14 protein-coding genes are annotated in these 15613 nt (G+C 64.7%); all 14 read right to left on the reverse strand.

Going from position 1 to position 15613, the window contains the following annotated elements; all coding sequences use genetic code 11:
- Positions 1-82 precede the first annotated feature (82 nt).
- On the reverse strand, positions 83-940 hold the full coding sequence (locus AWB77_RS15800) for an SMP-30/gluconolactonase/LRE family protein (protein ID WP_374728696.1): 858 nt from the start codon (positions 938-940) through the stop codon (positions 83-85).
- Positions 937-1725 (reverse strand): SDR family NAD(P)-dependent oxidoreductase, encoded by a 789-nt coding sequence (locus AWB77_RS15805; RefSeq protein WP_061135386.1) that lies wholly within the window; start codon positions 1723-1725, stop codon positions 937-939. The genes AWB77_RS15800 and AWB77_RS15805 overlap by 4 nt, the downstream gene beginning before the upstream one ends.
- A gap of 656 nt (positions 1726-2381) precedes the next feature.
- Entirely contained in the window at positions 2382-3398 is a 1017-nt protein-coding gene (gene araH, locus AWB77_RS15810; RefSeq protein ID WP_061135387.1) for an L-arabinose ABC transporter permease AraH, read from the reverse strand.
- A gap of 13 nt (positions 3399-3411) precedes the next feature.
- Complete coding sequence (gene araG / locus AWB77_RS15815) at positions 3412-4926, reverse strand: L-arabinose ABC transporter ATP-binding protein AraG (RefSeq protein WP_061135388.1); 1515 nt, start codon at positions 4924-4926, stop codon at positions 3412-3414.
- A gap of 55 nt (positions 4927-4981) precedes the next feature.
- Positions 4982-5989 (reverse strand): arabinose ABC transporter substrate-binding protein, encoded by a 1008-nt coding sequence (locus AWB77_RS15820; protein WP_061135389.1) that lies wholly within the window; start codon positions 5987-5989, stop codon positions 4982-4984.
- Positions 5990-6118: 129 nt separating this feature from the next.
- Positions 6119-6895: an SDR family oxidoreductase gene (locus AWB77_RS15825; RefSeq protein ID WP_061135390.1), complete on the reverse strand. Its 777-nt coding sequence runs from the start codon at positions 6893-6895 to the stop codon at positions 6119-6121.
- The gene (locus AWB77_RS15830) at positions 6892-7569 is read right to left on the reverse strand and encodes a 2-dehydro-3-deoxy-6-phosphogalactonate aldolase (protein WP_061135391.1); all 678 of its coding nucleotides are present in this window, start codon (positions 7567-7569) and stop codon (positions 6892-6894) included. Before AWB77_RS15830 ends, AWB77_RS15825 begins: the two co-directional genes overlap by 4 nt.
- 14 nt (positions 7570-7583) lie before the next feature.
- Positions 7584-8558 carry a 2-dehydro-3-deoxygalactonokinase gene (locus AWB77_RS15835; RefSeq protein WP_061135392.1) on the reverse strand — a complete coding sequence of 325 codons (975 nt, stop codon included), beginning with the start codon at positions 8556-8558 and terminating at the stop codon, positions 7584-7586.
- On the reverse strand, positions 8555-9490 hold the full coding sequence (locus AWB77_RS15840; protein ID WP_061135469.1) for an IclR family transcriptional regulator: 936 nt from the start codon (positions 9488-9490) through the stop codon (positions 8555-8557). The genes AWB77_RS15835 and AWB77_RS15840 overlap by 4 nt, the downstream gene beginning before the upstream one ends.
- A 341-nt stretch (positions 9491-9831) precedes the next feature.
- Positions 9832-10590: a monofunctional biosynthetic peptidoglycan transglycosylase gene (gene mtgA / locus AWB77_RS15845; protein ID WP_061135393.1), complete on the reverse strand. Its 759-nt coding sequence runs from the start codon at positions 10588-10590 to the stop codon at positions 9832-9834.
- A gap of 1 nt (position 10591) precedes the next feature.
- The gene (aroE, locus tag AWB77_RS15850) at positions 10592-11440 is read right to left on the reverse strand and encodes a shikimate dehydrogenase (protein WP_061135394.1); all 849 of its coding nucleotides are present in this window, start codon (positions 11438-11440) and stop codon (positions 10592-10594) included.
- Complete coding sequence (locus AWB77_RS15855; RefSeq protein ID WP_061135395.1) at positions 11437-13491, reverse strand: ribonuclease catalytic domain-containing protein; 2055 nt, start codon at positions 13489-13491, stop codon at positions 11437-11439. The genes aroE and AWB77_RS15855 overlap by 4 nt, the downstream gene beginning before the upstream one ends.
- A 62-nt stretch (positions 13492-13553) precedes the next feature.
- Positions 13554-14153, reverse strand: coding sequence for a YqiA/YcfP family alpha/beta fold hydrolase (locus tag AWB77_RS15860; protein WP_061135396.1), 600 nt, complete (start codon positions 14151-14153; stop codon positions 13554-13556).
- Positions 14150-15553, reverse strand: a complete 1404-nt coding sequence (gene mpl / locus AWB77_RS15865) for a UDP-N-acetylmuramate:L-alanyl-gamma-D-glutamyl-meso-diaminopimelate ligase (RefSeq protein WP_061135397.1) — start codon at positions 15551-15553, stop codon at positions 14150-14152. The genes AWB77_RS15860 and mpl overlap by 4 nt, the downstream gene beginning before the upstream one ends.
- Positions 15554-15613: the final 60 nt, after the last annotated feature.

Raw genomic sequence — 15613 nt, forward strand, 5'->3', positions numbered from 1 at the left:
GCTCCATCGAGAGGCGAAAACCCGGCGTGGCCGGGGCGTGCCGGGCGGCGCGTCGATTGCGCGCCGCCTCGCTTTTTTCTCGTTACGCCTTGCCCGCGAATACGGCTTCCGCGATGCCGCGCGCGCCGGGCGTCGCGACGAACACGCCGCCGGCGTGCGCGTCGGTTTCGCCGAGGCCGATCCGCGCGCTCGTCACATACAGCGTGCCGAAATCCGCGCCGCCGAATGCTGCGCAACTCGGCTGCGCGGTCGGCACGTCGATGCGCGCGGTCTCGCGGCCATCGCGTCCGTAGCGCACGACGCGCGCGCCGCCCCACTGCGCGTTCCACAGGCCGCCGTCCGCATCGACGATCGAGCCGTCGGGCACGCCGCTCGCGTCCGTCAACTCGACGAACACGCGGTCGTTATCGAAGCTCGGATAGTCGCATGCGCGAATCTGGCGCGTCGGAGAATCGCAGTAGTACATCGTCGCGCCGTCGGGCGAGAAGCCGATGCTGTTCGAGATCGCGCAGTCTCCGAGCGGCAGCCGTTCCAGCGACAAATCCGCGTTCAGCCGATAGAACGCGCCGACCGGCTGCGCATCGTCGACATCGTGTTTCGTGCCGAACACGAAGCGTCCTTCGCGATCGCAACGGCCATCGTTGAGGCGCGTCGGCAGATCGGCTTCGACTTCCATGATGGTTTCGATTTCGCCCGTCGCGATCTCGTAGAACGCGAGCCGCGACGCAAGGCCGAGCAGCAGGAAACGCGCATCGGCGCATGGCGTGAAGCAGGCGAGGCGTTCGGGCATCGCGAACGATTCGCTGGAATGGTCGCGCGGATCGTAGCGCCAGAGCGTACTGCCTTCGATGTCGGTCCACCAGAAGCGGCCGCTCGCGGCGCACCACGTCGCGCCTTCGCCGAGCGTGCACTGGCTGTCGACGAGAAGTCGAGCCTTCATGCCCATCCTCCGTCGACGACGATGTCTTGCGCGGTGATCATCGCGCTGTCGTCCGATGCGAGAAAGAGCGCCGCGCGCGCGAGATGCGCGGGCAGCAGTTCGCCGCCGATGCACTGGCCTTGCTTGATTGCTTCCTTGCCGGCTTCATCGAGCCAGAGGCGCTTCTGCTTTTCGGTCATCACCCAGCCTGGAACGAGCGTATTCACGCGGATGTTGAACTTGCCGAGATCGCGCGCGAGACCGCGCGTCATGCCTTGCACTGCCGATTTCGACGTCGTGTAGACGGGGAAGTTGCCTTGCTTGAGCATCCAGCTGATCGAGCCGAGATTGATGATGGAGCCGCCGCCTGCGCGCTTCATGTCGTCGATGACGGCTTGCGCGGCGAAGAACTGATGGCGGATGTTGACCGCGATGCCGGCATCGTAGGATTCGGGCGTGACGTCTTCGATCGCGTGGCGTTTGTCGTTGGCGGCGTTGTTGACGAGCACGCCGATGGGTCCGAGCGCGGCTCTTACGTCGGCGATGCCTTTGCGCAGCGCGTCGATGTCGGTGAGGTCGACGTTCAGGAACATCGGGCGGGTCTGGCCTTGCTGCAATGCAGCGCCCAAGCGGTCGGCGAGGGCTTCGCCGGCGTCGGTGTCGATGTCGAAGAAGGCGACCTTTGCGTTCTGGTCGAAGAAGTGTTCGACGAAGCCTGCGCCTATGCCGGTGGCGCCGCCGGTTATCAGCACCGTTTTGCCTTCCAGGCTGGGGTATTTTGCTAGCGTCTTTTCGATGGTTGTCATTTGGGTTGTCTCTCTTGTCGTTTGCTTCAGGTCTTCGCCGGATCCCGTTTTCTCGTTGGTCTATTTGCTCTGCCCCTGTGCGGGGCGGCACCTACTTTCTTTGCCGCTGCAAAGAAAGTAGGCAAAGAAAGCAGCTTTTCAGGCCCGCGGTCACACGCAGTTTGGGTAGTCCTCTCGTCCAAGGTGGCACTCGCCTAAAGAGTGCCCTCACAATCCCAATCGGGCTTGGCTCGCGCACGGTCTGTCACATCGCGCCGCGCGGCTCATTGGTTCAGCACCAAATAGCTCCGGCCCGCTACGCGGCCGATGGGTTGATCGTGCGCGAACGTTCGCGTCCCGACGGTTTCCCTCGCATACCCGACGGCAGCGCGTAGCGCAGTGCCGATGCTCTTTCGTGCTGAACCAGTTCGTTACGTGGTGCGATGTGTCAGACCGTGCGCGATCCACGCCCGGTTGGGCCTACGATGACACACGTTAGGCGAGTGCCGCCTCGGACGAGAGGACTACCCAAACTGCGTGTGACCGCGGGCGTATCAGTAGCTGCTTTCTTTGCCTACTTTCTTTGCAGCAGCAAAGAAAGTAGGTGCCGCCCCGCACAGGGGCAACGCTAATAGACCAACGCCAACACGGGATCACCAAAAATCAACGTCAAACCCTCAATCCCGCGCCCCACGATTCTTCAACTGATCGAGCAACACAGCCGCCAGCAAAATAGCCCCTCTCACGAGGTACTGATAAAACGCATCGATATTCAAAAGATTCATGACGTTCTCGACAGTACCCATAATGAGCACCCCGATCACGACACCAGAAATCGTCGCGCGCCCGCCGAGCAGCGAAACACCCCCAAGCACACACGCCGAGATCACATTGAGCTCGAACCCTTGAGCAGCATTCGGCTGCCCCGAAGTAATCCGCGAAGCGAGAATGACACCCGCCAGCGCCGTCACAGCGCCCTGAATCAAAAAGATCCACACACGCGTGCGCTCGACATTGATCCCCGCAAGCCGCGAAGCCTCGGGATTGCCGCCGATCGCCAATGTATTGCGCCCATACACCGTCTGGTTCAGCAATACGCCAAAAACGATGAAGCACGCAAGCGTGACCCAGATAGGCAGGGAGATCCCGATCATCGACAAACTGCCGAGCGCGATGAACGTATCCGACGACACACCCACCGCCTGCCCGTGCGACACGATGAAGCCAAGCCCGCGCACGATTTCCATCGTCGCCAGCGTCGTGATCAGCGCATTGATGCGCAGATAAGCGATCACCGCGCCGTTCACGAAGCCGATCACAGCGCCAGCGGCAACCGCCGCGATGATCGCGATGAACGTGTTGTCCGTTGCATTCAGGACCATCGCGCATAACACGCCCGCGAACGCGATCGTCGATCCGACCGAAAGATCGAAGTCGCGCGATGCGAGGCAGAACATCATCGTGCACGCGACCATGCCGATCTGCGAAATCGACAGCGCCAGCCCCAGCATGTTCTCGATCGAGAAGAAGTGATCGACGGTCAGCGACATCGTCACGAACATCACGACGAAAATCACGATCAGGCTGTACTCCGTGATCTGCTGCCACCACTTCTGCTTGTCGTTCTTTTGCGGGATCAGCGCGTTCGCCACCGTTTCCGTCGCCTGACCCACGATGTTTTCTCTAGCTTCCATGTTTCGCTCCTCTTTACGCTGCCTTCGCCGTGGTGTCCGCCTGCGGCAGCGCAAGACTCAACACTGATTGTTCATTCGCCTGTCCACGCGGCAATTCGCCCGCGATCCGTCCCTGCCGCATCACGACGATGCGATCCGACACGCCCAGCACTTCCGGCAGTTCCGACGAAATCATCACGATCGCGCAGCCGCGCTCGGCAAGCTGATAGATCACGTTGTAAATCTCGTGCTTCGCGCCCACGTCGATGCCGCGCGTCGGCTCGTCGAGAATCACGACCTTCAGATCCGGCTCCGCGAGCCAGCGCGACAGAATCGCCTTCTGCTGATTGCCGCCCGACAGAAACCGGATGCGCTGCTTGCGGCTCGGCGTCTTGATCTTCAGCAACTGGATGAAGCGCTCGGCCGTCTGCGCCTCCTTCTTGCGATCCAGAAAGAGCCCGCCGCGCAGATAGTGACGCCGGCACGAAATATTGATGTTCTCCGCGACCGTCGCCATCGCGACGATGCCCTCTTCCTTGCGATCCTCCGGACACAGCACGATGCCGTGGCGAATCGCTTCGCCGGTGCTGCGCACCTTGATCGGCTTGCCGTCGAGCGTGATGTCGCCGTCCTTCTTCTTGTCCGCGCCGTAGACGAGATGCATCAGCTCGCTGCGCCCCGCGCCGACGAGACCGAAGAAGCCGACGATCTCCCCGCGCTTCACATCGAAGCTCGCGGGCGCGCTCAACGCATCGCCCTGAAGGTTCTTGACCGAGAATCGCGTTTCGCCCAACGGCCGCGCGCGATAGTTGTAGATGTCGCTGATCTCGCGCCCGACCATTTCCTGCACAAGCGTGTCGCGCGGCACGTCGGCCAGCGCGAGATGGGACGCGATCTTGCGGCCATCGCGGAAAATCGTGCACGCGTCGCAAAGCTCGTAAATCTCGTCCATGCGATGCGAGATGTAGATCAGCGCACGGTTGTCCGCCTTCAGATCGCGCACGAGCTTGAACAGCACTTCCGTCTCGCGATGCGACAGCGACGACGTCGGCTCGTCCAGCGCGATCACGCGCGCGTTGCGCAGCAGCGCCTTGCAGATTTCTACCATCTGCCGCTGCGCGATCGAGAGCTTGCGCAACTTCGCGTTCGGATCGAGATCGACGCCCATTGCCGTGAGCCGCTCGCGCACGTGCGCCTTCGCCGCGCGCTTGTCGACCCAGCCGAGCCGGTTCGGCAGCGCGCCGAGCAGCAGGTTCTCGGACACGGTCAGGTCCGGCACGTACTGCAATTCCTGATGAATCACCGCGATGCCCGCGGCAATCGATGCCGCCGCGCTCGCAAAATGCACTTCCCTGTCGTCGATGAGCACGCGCCCCGAATCGGGCTGATACTCGCCGCCGAGAATCTTGAGCAAGGTCGATTTGCCCGCGCCGTTCTCGCCCATCAAACCGTGAACTTCGCCGGCGTTGACGTCGAACGACACGCCGTCGAGCGCGCGCACGCCTGGAAACACCTTGCCGATATTGTCAAAACGCAGCGTCGCTGACACATCGCCTCCTGTTCTTCAGCGGGCCGCTTCATCGAAAACGGCCCGCCATTGCACTTTAGTTCGATGCCAGACCCATCTGCTGACGTACCGACGCGACGTTTTCACGCGTGGCCAGCATGCCGGTCGTGAGCGTGAGCGGCGGCGGCGCCTTGCCGTCCTTGATCCACGCGTACATCAACTCGGACGTCTCTTCGCCGTGGCGCTTCGGGCTGATGATCACGGTGCCGTAGAAGCCCGTCGGGTTCGGCTTCTTGAACTCGTTCAGCGCCGAGTCCGATCCGCCGATGCCGATGCCGATCATGTTGTCCGCCTTGAAACCGCGGCCTTCCGCTGCGCGCACCGCGCCGAGCACGGCTTCGTCGTTCAGGCCGTAGGCGACCCAGTGCTTGTATTGCGGATTCTTCGTGAGCGCGATGTTCGCCGCGTTGAACGCGTTTTCCGTGTCGGTCTTCGCCTGCGGCGCGGCGACGATGTTCGACTTCGGGAAACCGGCGGCGACGAGCGCGTCGGTCGCGCCGGACGTGCGGTCGTGCGCGGTCGGCAACTGCTCGTAAGTCACGTCGATCGCGCCGACATCCTTCATGTCCCAGCCGCGCTTCTTGATTTCGGCGGCGATGCCGTCGCCCACCTGCTTGCCGATGTTGTACGCCGAGATGCCCATGTGCGGCACGGCTTCGATCGGCTTGCCCGAACCGTCGACGAGACGGTCATCGACAGTCATCATCTTGAGCTTGTCGGCCTTCGCCTTCGCGACGATGCCCGGTCCGAGCTTCACGTCCGGCGTGCAGATGATGAAGCCCTGCGCCTTTTGCGCGGCGAGATTGTCGATCGCGCTCATCACCTTTTCACCCGACGGCGCGCCGATCTTCACGAGCGTGAAACCCTTTTCTTTCGCGGCCATTTCGGCGAACTTCCATTCGTCCTGGAACCACGGCTCTTCGGGCTGCTTCACGAGGAAGCCGATCTTGACCTCGTCGGCGGCCTGCGCGACCGGTGCCGCGATCATGGACGCGCTCGTTGCCGTGGCGGCGGCGATCAGCGTGAGGAACAGTCTGCGTTTCATTTTTTGTCTCCCGACTTTTTCCGATGTCGAAAATTGCCCGCGCGCGGGCGCTACGAAGGTGTGTGGCCGCTTTCTTGTTGGTCGATGGCGCACAGCGGCCAGTGCGTCATTCTTTCGGTGGTTCCTTGTTCAGTCGTGGTAGAGCGCGGAGCGCCCGCCATCGACCGTGATGCAGCTCGCGTTGATGAACGGCGCCTCGTCCGATGCGAGGAAAACCGCCGTCATCGCGACTTCGCGCGGCTCGCCGATCCGTTTCATCGGCTGAAGATCGAGCGTCGCCTGCCGCGCGGCCTTCGGATCGGCTTGCGAATTCCACCAGTCGAGCGTCAGTTGCGTTTCGATGTAACCCGGCGCGATCGCGTTCACGCGCACGTTGTTCGGCGCGTATTCGATACCGAGCGCGCGCGTGAGGCCGATCACGCCATGCTTCGCCACCGGATACGGAAAGCAGCCCGGAATGATCTTGAAGCTGTGCGTCGACGCGATATTCACGATGCTGCCGCGCCCGCGTTCGACCATGCCCGGCAGCACCGCGCGGCAGCCGTTCCACACGCCGTCGAGATCGACGGCGAAGCAGCGCCGCCAGTCGTCGTCGGTCATCGTGAGCGGATCGCAGAATACGTTGATGCCGGCGTTGTTCACGAGCACGTCGGGCGGGCCGAGTTCGGCTTCGGTGCGCGCGACGGCCTCTTTCACCGATGCGCTTCGCGTCACGTCGGTTTCGACCGCGATCACGTTCGCGCCGGTTTCCTCTGCGATACGCTTCGCCGTTGCACGCGCCGTGTCGATATCGAGTTCCGCGAGCGCGACGCGTGCGCCTTCGCCCGCGAACGCGAGCGCGATCGCCGCGCCGATGCCGCGTCCCGCGCCCGTCACCATCGCGACCTTGCCGGCGAGGCGGTTCATTTGGCTTCGCCTCGCGCAACGGCCAGTCCGTCGATGAACGCCTTCGCGTGCCGCGCGGTCACGTCCGCGTCCTGACCCGGCTTGTACAGCGCGGATCCGAGGCCGAAGCCGTTCGCGCCCGCGCTCAGAAACGGCGCCATGTTGTCCGGCGCGATACCGCCGACCGGCACGAGCGGCACTTCCTTCGCAATCACCGCGCGCCAGGCTTTCGTCACCGTCGGGCCCAGTTGTTCGGCGGGGAACATCTTCAGCACGTCCGCGCCGTTCTTCAGCGCGAGAAACGCCTCGTTCGGCGTCGCGACGCCCGGCGCGCAGGCGAGACCTTGCGCTTTCGCGGCGCGCACGACATCGGCGTCGCTGTGCGGCATCACGATGAGTTCGCCGCCCGCGGCCTTCACGCTGTCGACGTAACTCGGATGCAGCACCGTGCCCGCACCGACGATCGCATCGGCGGGCAGCGCCTGGCGGATCGCCGCGATGCTGTCGAACGGCTGCGGCGAATTCAGCGGCACTTCGACGATGCGAAAGCCCGCTTCGTACAGCGCGCGCCCATGATCGGCGGCTTCGGCCGGCGTCACGCCGCGCAGGATCGCGATCAGCGGACACGCGGCGAACGCCTTCGCGAGACCGGCGTGCATGCCGTACGGCGCGGGCAGAGTAATGGGAGGCTGCATCGTTTCGCTCCTTGTCAGGCCGCGCGCTTGGCCGCAACGAGCCCGGCCAGCGCGGCGATTCCATAAAGACCCTGCTCGGTGGCGTGCGCGACCGTGGCGGCGTCGTGGCAGCCGAAGCGCTCGAGCGCGGCGCGATAGTGGTCGCAGAGCGCGTCGTTGCCGATCAGCCGCAACGTCTTGCCCGCGAGCGTGGCGTTTTCGCGTGCGAGGACTTCGCTCAGGCCGCGCAGTTCGTGACCGATCAACAGTCCCGACAGATAATCCGATTGCTGTTCCGCGCTCAACTGACCGGTGAGGCCGAGCGTGCGCGTGCTGAAGATCGTCGCGAGCACGCCGGGATGACCGGCATCGCGCGCGGTATCGACGCCACGCAGGAACGCCTGCTCGTCGTGCGTCGGCGCGGGGTGCATCGTGCGGCCGAGAATCGTGTGATCGCGCAGCGCGCTGAAGGTCTCGCCCGTCATGAAAGTGTAGAAGCGCTCGATGCGCTCATCCGCGACGAATGCCCATTTCGCGTGCGTGCCCGGCAGACCGATCAGCGCGCCGCCCGCCGCGCCCAGCGACGGTTCGCTCGCGAGCGCGCCGAAGATCTGCGTTTCCTCGCCGCGCATCACGTTGGGCAACACGCCGCGCTCCAGCACGCCCGGCACGACGTGCACCGCGAGGCCGCGCGCCGTCTTCACTTGGACGATGCCCGCGACGAGCGCATCGGCGTTCGCCGGCGTTTCGACGTACGGCGCTTCGACCCAGCCCTGCGCACTCCCGACCATGCCCGCCGCAATCACCGGCAGATTCGCGTGGGCGTCGAGCCACGCGCCGCAGGTTTCCTCGAACGCCTGATCGAAGCCGCCCGCGGGCAGTTTCATGATGCCCGCCGACGATGCGCGCGTGTCGAGCGCGACACCGTCGGCGGCGAGCAGATAGGCGCGCAGGGACGTCGTGCCCCAGTCGAGCGCGACGAGTGCGGGCGTGGCGGCGGATGCGCTCATCGCTTGATCCTGCGGGCGGCTTGCGGCGCGCGCCAGCCGAGTTCCTCGGAAATCGAGCGCGCTTCGCGCTGCACCACCGGGATCAGTTCTTCCATGCGTTCATGCGGCATATAAGGAATCGTGCTCGCCACCGACAACGCCGCGACGATCGCGCCCGACGCATCGCGCACGGGCGCGGCAACGCAGCGGATCGACGCCTCGTTCTCTTCGAGATCGAAGGTGAAGCCGCCTTGCGAATAGCGCGTCATGCGCTGCTGGAAGGTGTCGAAGTCGGGACGGTTATCGGGCTTGAAGCTCGTTTTCGCGAGCACGCGATGCGATGCTTCGAGCAGCTTCTTCCACGCGTTCGCTTCGAGATCGAGCATCATCGCCTTGCCGATGCCCGTCGACGCGAGCGGCATGCGATGCCCGACGCGCGAGCGCATCTCGAGCCCGCGCGTGCCGGGAATCTTGTCGATATAGAGAACGTCGTCGCCGTCGCGCACGCCGAGGTGAATCGTGTCGTGCGTATGTTCGGCAAGCGCCTGCAGATGCGGACGCGCGACCGCCGTGAGCGGCATCTGTTCGAGCGCGATCGTGCCGAGTTCGATGAGCTTCGGCCCGAGCAGATAGCCGCCCTGAACCTGGCGCAGATAGCGCGCCTGCACGAGGGAACTCACGAGCCGGTGCGTCGTGCTGCGCGTGGTGCCGAGCGCCGCGCCGAACGCGCGCAGGTCGCGCGCGCCGTTCGCGGCGGCTTCGAGAATCGCGAGGCCGCGCAAGAGCGTCTGCGTGCCGGCCTGCTGCGGCGTCACGTCGACGAGCGCGCTCGGCAGCGCGATCGCATCGGGATCGGGCACGTGCTTCGTGCCGCTCGCGCCGTTGTGCTTTGCGCGCGGGCCGCTCGCATGCGCATGCGCGGCGTCGGTTTCGGAATGCTCGAATTTGGTCATGGCGAGGCTCTCGTCGATCACGAAGCGCGGCGGATGGCGCGCGCAAGTGCGTGCGTTGGCGAAGCGTGCCAATCGTGCGATGGAGCCCGCGAGCGCGGACAGGCGATCGAGTGCATGACGTGTCTCCATTGTTTTGGTCGTGCGCGCCGGATTGCTCGGGCCGCCGCACGCATGTGCCGTTCAGGCTTTGGTCCGGATTGTAGTTCCGGCTCTCCGATTTATTCAATATGTGATCGTCATGCTCACATAATGGGAGTTAGCCTGACAGCCGGCCGCTTCACAAAAACAAAAAAGCCCTGACTAATCAGGGCTTTATGACGTTTAAGTGCGCCAGCTAAATTTCATTGCGGCAGTTCTGCCGCGCCCATCCGGCGCGCGATGACGCCCGCGCGCTGCGTCAGATACGGCGAGTTGCGATGGTCGTCGAAATACTTCGGGCGCGGCAGCATCACGGCGAGGCGCGCGCTCTGCCAAGCGGTCAACTTCGCCGCCGAGGTCTTGAAGTAATGCTGCGCCGCCGCTTCCGCGCCGTAGACGCCATTGCCCCATTCGACTGAATTCAGATAGATCTCAAAGATGCGTTCTTTATCCATCCACAACTCGAGCATCGAGGTGATGACGAGTTCTTCCGCCTTGCGCACGTAGCTCTTTTCACGCGACAGGAACAGGTTGCGCGCGAGCTGTTGCGAGATGGTCGAACCGCCCGCGACGATCTTTCCGCGCGCCTTGTTCTTTTCCCACGCCTGGAGAATGGCGTCGGTTTCGTAGCCGTTGTTGTTGACGAAGTTGGCGTCCTCGGACGCGATGATCGCGCGCTTCAGATTGCGCGAAATCTGGTCGTACGGAACCCAGGTGCGCTGTAACGAAATACCCGGATGCGTCTTCGCGAGCGTCCACGCGTCGGCGCGCATGAAGGCGGTCGGGCCGGGATTCACGGCGGTCCACACGCCGATCTGCGCGAAGAACCAGAGCTGCGTCGCGATGAACGCGATGACGAGCACCGATATGCCGTACGCGATCCAGCGCGCCGGACCGAGCCGCACCGCTTTGTGAACGCGCGGCGCGCGGTTGCCCCGGCTACCGGCGGGCGCGGTCGTCATGTCAGGCTTTCGCGGCGAGCGTCGCGCGCAGTTCGCGCAGCACCGCGCCGCCGTCCGGGCGCACGCCGCGCCAGATGAAAAACGATTCGGCCGCCTGCTCGACCAGCATGCCGAGTCCGTCCGATGCGCGCGCGCCGAGCTTCGCTGCGTGCTGCATGAAGACGGTCGGCTGCGCGCCGTACATCATGTCGTAGGCGAGCGTGCCCGCGCCGAACGCGCTGTCGTCGCAATCGGGCAAGGCGGCGTCGAGGCTGCCTGCCGTCGCGTTGACGATCACGTCGTACTGTCCGCCTGCGATGCTGTCCGCGCCGCCGCCCGAAAAGCGCACGCCGCAATCGGCCGCGTTCTGCGCGAACTGATCCACGAGCTGATGCGCCTTCGCCGCCGTCCGGTTGACGATGGTGAGCGCCGCCGGCGCGCGATCGAAGATCGGCAGCACGACGCCGCGCGCCGCGCCGCCCGCGCCCAGCAGCAAAATGCGCGCGCCCTTCAGGCTCACGCCGAGATTCGCTTCGATGTCGCGCACGAGCCCGACACCGTCAGTGTTGTCGCCACGCACGCCATCGGGTCCGAACGCCAGCGTGTTCACCGCGCCCGCCGCCGCCGCGCGCGGCGACAGCGAATCCGCGAGCGCGTGCGCCTCGAGCTTGAACGGCACGGTGACGTTCAAGCCGAGTCCGCCCGATGCGATGAACGCCTTCACCTCGCGCACGAAGCCGTCGAGCGGCCCGAGAATGCGCCCATATTCGACCGGCTCGCCAGTCTGCGCGGCGAACTTCGCGTGAATCCACGGCGACTTGCTGTGCTCGACCGGATTGCCGATCACCGCGTACTGGTCTTTCTGGCTCATGATCCGGTCGGCTCGGTAGAGGGTTGCGCGTCGCCGGTCGTTTCCGGCTGCGGGGCTTCGGCTTGCGCTTCCGCTTCGCTTTCGGCGGAAAGATCGGTGGTTTCGATGATCTCTTCTTCCGTCTCCTCTTCCTCGGCCGGCGCGCTCGCGGACGGCGCGTCGATCACGTTGAGCAATCGGCACGACGCTTCGACCGTGAGTTCATCGATCGATACGACTTCGAGCATTACGCGCGTCCCGCGTGCATGCACGCCAAGGCCTGGCACATGCAGAATCAGCGGAATCTCTTCGAGCCGCACGAGATCGTCTTTAATGACCGACGCCGGAACGTGCTTCCTGTTCTCCTGCTTGAGCCAGCGCAGGCACCAGAAATATTCCATGCGGCGCTGATGATCCGCGTATGCGGTGTAGGTGTCGTCGAAACCCTGCACGACGGCGAAGAGGTCCGCGTCCTTCGGCTTGAACGGCGCGGCGAGCTTGGCCGTCACGCCATGCTGCACGCACGCGAGCAGTTGCCATTGATTGACGAGGTCGACGTAACGGCGCAGCGGCGACGTGCTCCACGCATATTGCGCGACGCCGAGGCCTTCGTGCGGCGCGGGCGTCGTCTGCATGCGCGTGCGCTTCGGGCCCGGACCGCCGAAACCGCGCTGCGAGCGATAGATGCCCGGCACGCCGTGATCGTCGAGGAACGCGCCCCACGACGAATTCGCGAGAATCGCAAGCTCCGCGACGATCAGATCGAGCGGCGAACCGCGGCGGCGCGGCGTGATCGTGATGTGCTCGCCATCGACGTAGAAGTTGAAATCGTTGTTGCGCTGCACTTCGCGCTTCAGACCATAGGTCGCGCGCGCCTGCTGACGCTTCTCGAAAAGCGCCTGCGCGAGCGGCCAGAGCACCGCGATGTCTTCCTTGTGCGGATAGTCGCCCGTGCCGGCGGCGAGCGTTTCCTCGGTGACGAACTCATCGAGATGGTTGTGGCGCAAGTTGCTCTTCACGAACACGCGTTCGGCGCGCGTTTCGGTGGCGACGATCTCCTGCGTCTCGCGATTCACGATGATGTACAGCGACAGCGCCGGGCGCAGCCCACCTTCGCCGAGCGTGAATACTTCGACGACGTCGTCCGGCAGCATCGTGATCTTGTCGCCGGGCATGTACACGGTCGACAAACGGCCGCGCGCGATCGCATCGACCGTGTCGCCGCGCGTGATGCCGAGCGCCGGCGCCGCGATGTGAATGCCGACGCGCACGCGGCCATCGGAGAGATGCTCGACGGAGAAGGCATCGTCGATTTCGGTCGTCGTGACGTCGTCGATGGAGAAGGCTTCGACGTGCGCCTCGGGCAAGTCTTCCGGCAGCGGCGCCGGCTGCACCGCCGGAAAACCGATGCCGTGCGGGAAGAACTCGGACAGAAACTTCGCTTCATGCAACTGTCGCGGCGACGCGATGCCGCCGCATTCGAGCATCAGCCGCGCCTGCGAGATGCCGCGCGCCGCGGCCGCCGCTTCGAGCGCCTTGTATTCGATCGAATTCTTGTCGGGCTTCGTGAGCAGGCCGATGGCCTTGCCCTTGAGCGCCTCGGGCAGCCTGCCTGCCTTCAGTTCCTCTTCGTAGCCTTGCTGCACGAGCGCCTGCTGACGTTTGCGTTCGAGCGACGCGAGCGCCATCTGCAACTGTTCCTGCGGCGCGCGTTGATACTGCCCGCGCCCCTTGCGCCGGAAATAGACCGGCGCGCCGTGCATCTTGAGGACGAGCGCCGCGCGTTCGGCAGGGCCGAACTTGTCGCCGAAATAGTCCGCGCCGAGTGCGGCGAACGGAAATTCGTCGTCGGGCGCGCATTCCCACAGGAAATCGAGATCGATCTCCTGCGCGATGGCGTCGGCTTCCTGCATCAGATCGCCGGCGGCGGGCTTTTCGAATTCGATCAGCACGTCTTTCGCGCGCACTTTCGCGCGCCGGCCGCCCGGCAACTCGACCTGGAACGCGTCGCCCTGTTTCGACAACACCGATCCGGCCTTGAAACTACCCGATTCCTCGAAGAAAACGTTCACTCAATACTCTCGTAAAACGGTGGACCGGGCCGCGCTTTTCGCGCACCGGCGAAGGTTTGGGCTCAGGCGGCTGCGGGCGCGCGCAACGGTGGCGGCGCCTGATCGCAAAACGCGATGACATCGGCGAGATAGGACGAGAAGTCGCTGATCGCATGATCGCCGCCCTGAATCAGCGTGGTTCGCACGCCGGGATAATGGTCGAGCATCGTGCGGTAATCGAGCACTTCGTCGCCGGTCGCCGCGATCAGATAGTAGCGCTCGGGCCGCGTAACCGACGCGACCGAAAGCGCACGCAGCTCGTCGAGATGGCGCGGCAGCACGGTGATCGTGCCGCCGCCGTGCCACAGCGGCTGCTCGCCGAGGAAATGACTCAGATCGCGATCCGGCACGACCGCCGGATTGAGCAACACGGCGCGCCAGCCGTGCTTCTCCGCGAGATACGTTGCGTAGTAGCCGCCGAGCGAACTGCCGACGACGGTCACGTCGTCCGCTTTCTCGTCCGCGACGAGCGATTCCGCCAGCGCGACGGCATCGCACGGCGACACCGGCAGCAACGGGCACTGCCATTCGCCGAGCCGCCCGAGTTCCGCGAGGCGCGCGCGCATCAAACGCGCCTTGAACGACTGGGGCGACGAGCGAAAGCCGTGCAGATAGAGAATCACGAATGTCCTCCTGCGCCACGCGCCGATAGCGCGTCGAGCAGTTTCTGGTGAACGCCGCCGAAGCCGCCGTTGCTCATCACGAGCACGTGGTCGCCGGGGCGCGCCACCGCCACGACCGCCTTCACCAGCGGTTCGATTTCGTTGAACGCCCGCGCCTTGTCGCCGAGCGGAGCCAGCGCCTCGGCCAGATTCCAGCCGAGCTTGTCGCGGCCTTCGCGCGCGCCGTAACCGAACACGAGATCGGCGCCCGCGAGGCTCGCGGGCAGTTGCGCTTTCATCGTGCCAAGCTTCATCGTGTTGGAGCGCGGTTCGAGCACGGCCAGAATGCGCGAAGTCTCGGACTGGCCGAGACGCGTGCGCAGTCCGGCGACGGTCGTGTCGATCGCGGTTGGATGATGCGCGAAGTCGTCGTAGACCGTGACGCCGTCGACGCTGCCCTTTACTTCCATGCGCCGCTTGACGTTGCGAAAGCCCGCGAGCGACTTGACCGACTGCGCCGCCGGCACACCGACCGAGCGCGCCGCCGCGATCGCCGCGAGCGCGTTCATGCGATTGTGCTCGCCCTGCACCTGCCAGTCGACGACGCCCTGACGCTCGCCTTCCCAGTACACGGCGAACTGCTCGTCGACGGCTACGCCCTCTTCGGCGGGCAACGCCTGCCAGCCGCCCTCGACGCCGAAGCGCTCGACTCCCGACCAGCAGCCGCGCGTGAGCACGCGCTCCAGCGCGGCATCGCGCCCGTTCGTGACGATGCGCCCGACGCCCGGCACCGTGCGCACGAGATGATGAAATTGCGTTTCGATGGCAGCGAGATCGGGGAAGATATCGGCGTGATCAAATTCGAGATTGTTGAGTACGGCCGTGCGTGGACGGTAGTGGACGAACTTCGAACGCTTGTCGAAGAACGCCGTGTCGTACTCGTCGGCCTCGATAACGAAAAAGCTCGAATCCGTGAGCCGCGCCGAAATGCCGAAGTTGAGCGGCACGCCGCCGATCAGGAAGCCCGGATTCATGCCCGCGTCTTCGAGCAGCCACGCGAGCATGGAACTCGTCGTCGTCTTGCCGTGCGTGCCCGCCACCGCGAGCACCCATTTGCCGTTGAGCACGTGTTCGCCGAGCCACTGCGGGCCGGACGTGTACGGCAGGCCGCGATCGAGAATGGCTTCCATCAGCGGGTTGCCGCGCGACACCACGTTGCCGATGACGAAAAGATCCGGTTCGAGCGCGAGCTGCTCGACGCCGTAGCCTTCGATCAGTTCGATGCCTTGCGCTTCGAGCTGCGTGCTCATCGGCGGATAGACGCCTGCGTCGCAGCCGGTGACTTTGTGGCCCGCCTCGCGCGCGAGGACCGCGAGTCCGCCCATGAACGTGCCGCAGATGCCGAGGATATGGATATGCATAAACCGTGTCGCCGCGCGGGCGATTTGAGATGCGGAAACAGGAACGGCGCCCTACGGGTC

It is taken from the genome of Caballeronia fortuita (assembly GCF_001544835.2).
GTDB lineage: Bacteria > Pseudomonadota > Gammaproteobacteria > Burkholderiales > Burkholderiaceae > Caballeronia > Caballeronia fortuita.

What these genes read in the sequence shown, in the direction of transcription:
- araH (WP_061135387.1), bottom strand. Translation starts at nt 3,398, where the DNA reads ATGGAAGCTAGAGAAAACATCGTGGGTCAGGCGACGGAAACGGTGGCG.
- AWB77_RS15840 (WP_061135469.1), bottom strand. Translation starts at nt 9,490, where the DNA reads ATGACCAAATTCGAGCATTCCGAAACCGACGCCGCGCATGCGCATGCG.
- mpl (WP_061135397.1), bottom strand. Translation starts at nt 15,553, where the DNA reads ATGCATATCCATATCCTCGGCATCTGCGGCACGTTCATGGGCGGACTC.
- AWB77_RS15805 (WP_061135386.1), bottom strand. Translation starts at nt 1,725, where the DNA reads ATGACAACCATCGAAAAGACGCTAGCAAAATACCCCAGCCTGGAAGGC.
- AWB77_RS15830 (WP_061135391.1), bottom strand. Translation starts at nt 7,569, where the DNA reads ATGCAGCCTCCCATTACTCTGCCCGCGCCGTACGGCATGCACGCCGGT.
- AWB77_RS15820 (WP_061135389.1), bottom strand. Translation starts at nt 5,989, where the DNA reads ATGAAACGCAGACTGTTCCTCACGCTGATCGCCGCCGCCACGGCAACG.
- AWB77_RS15825 (WP_061135390.1), bottom strand. Translation starts at nt 6,895, where the DNA reads ATGAACCGCCTCGCCGGCAAGGTCGCGATGGTGACGGGCGCGGGACGC.
- aroE (WP_061135394.1), bottom strand. Translation starts at nt 11,440, where the DNA reads ATGAGCCAGAAAGACCAGTACGCGGTGATCGGCAATCCGGTCGAGCAC.
- mtgA (WP_061135393.1), bottom strand. Translation starts at nt 10,590, where the DNA reads ATGACGACCGCGCCCGCCGGTAGCCGGGGCAACCGCGCGCCGCGCGTT.
- AWB77_RS15800 (WP_374728696.1), bottom strand. Translation starts at nt 940, where the DNA reads ATGAAGGCTCGACTTCTCGTCGACAGCCAGTGCACGCTCGGCGAAGGC.
- AWB77_RS15835 (WP_061135392.1), bottom strand. Translation starts at nt 8,558, where the DNA reads ATGAGCGCATCCGCCGCCACGCCCGCACTCGTCGCGCTCGACTGGGGC.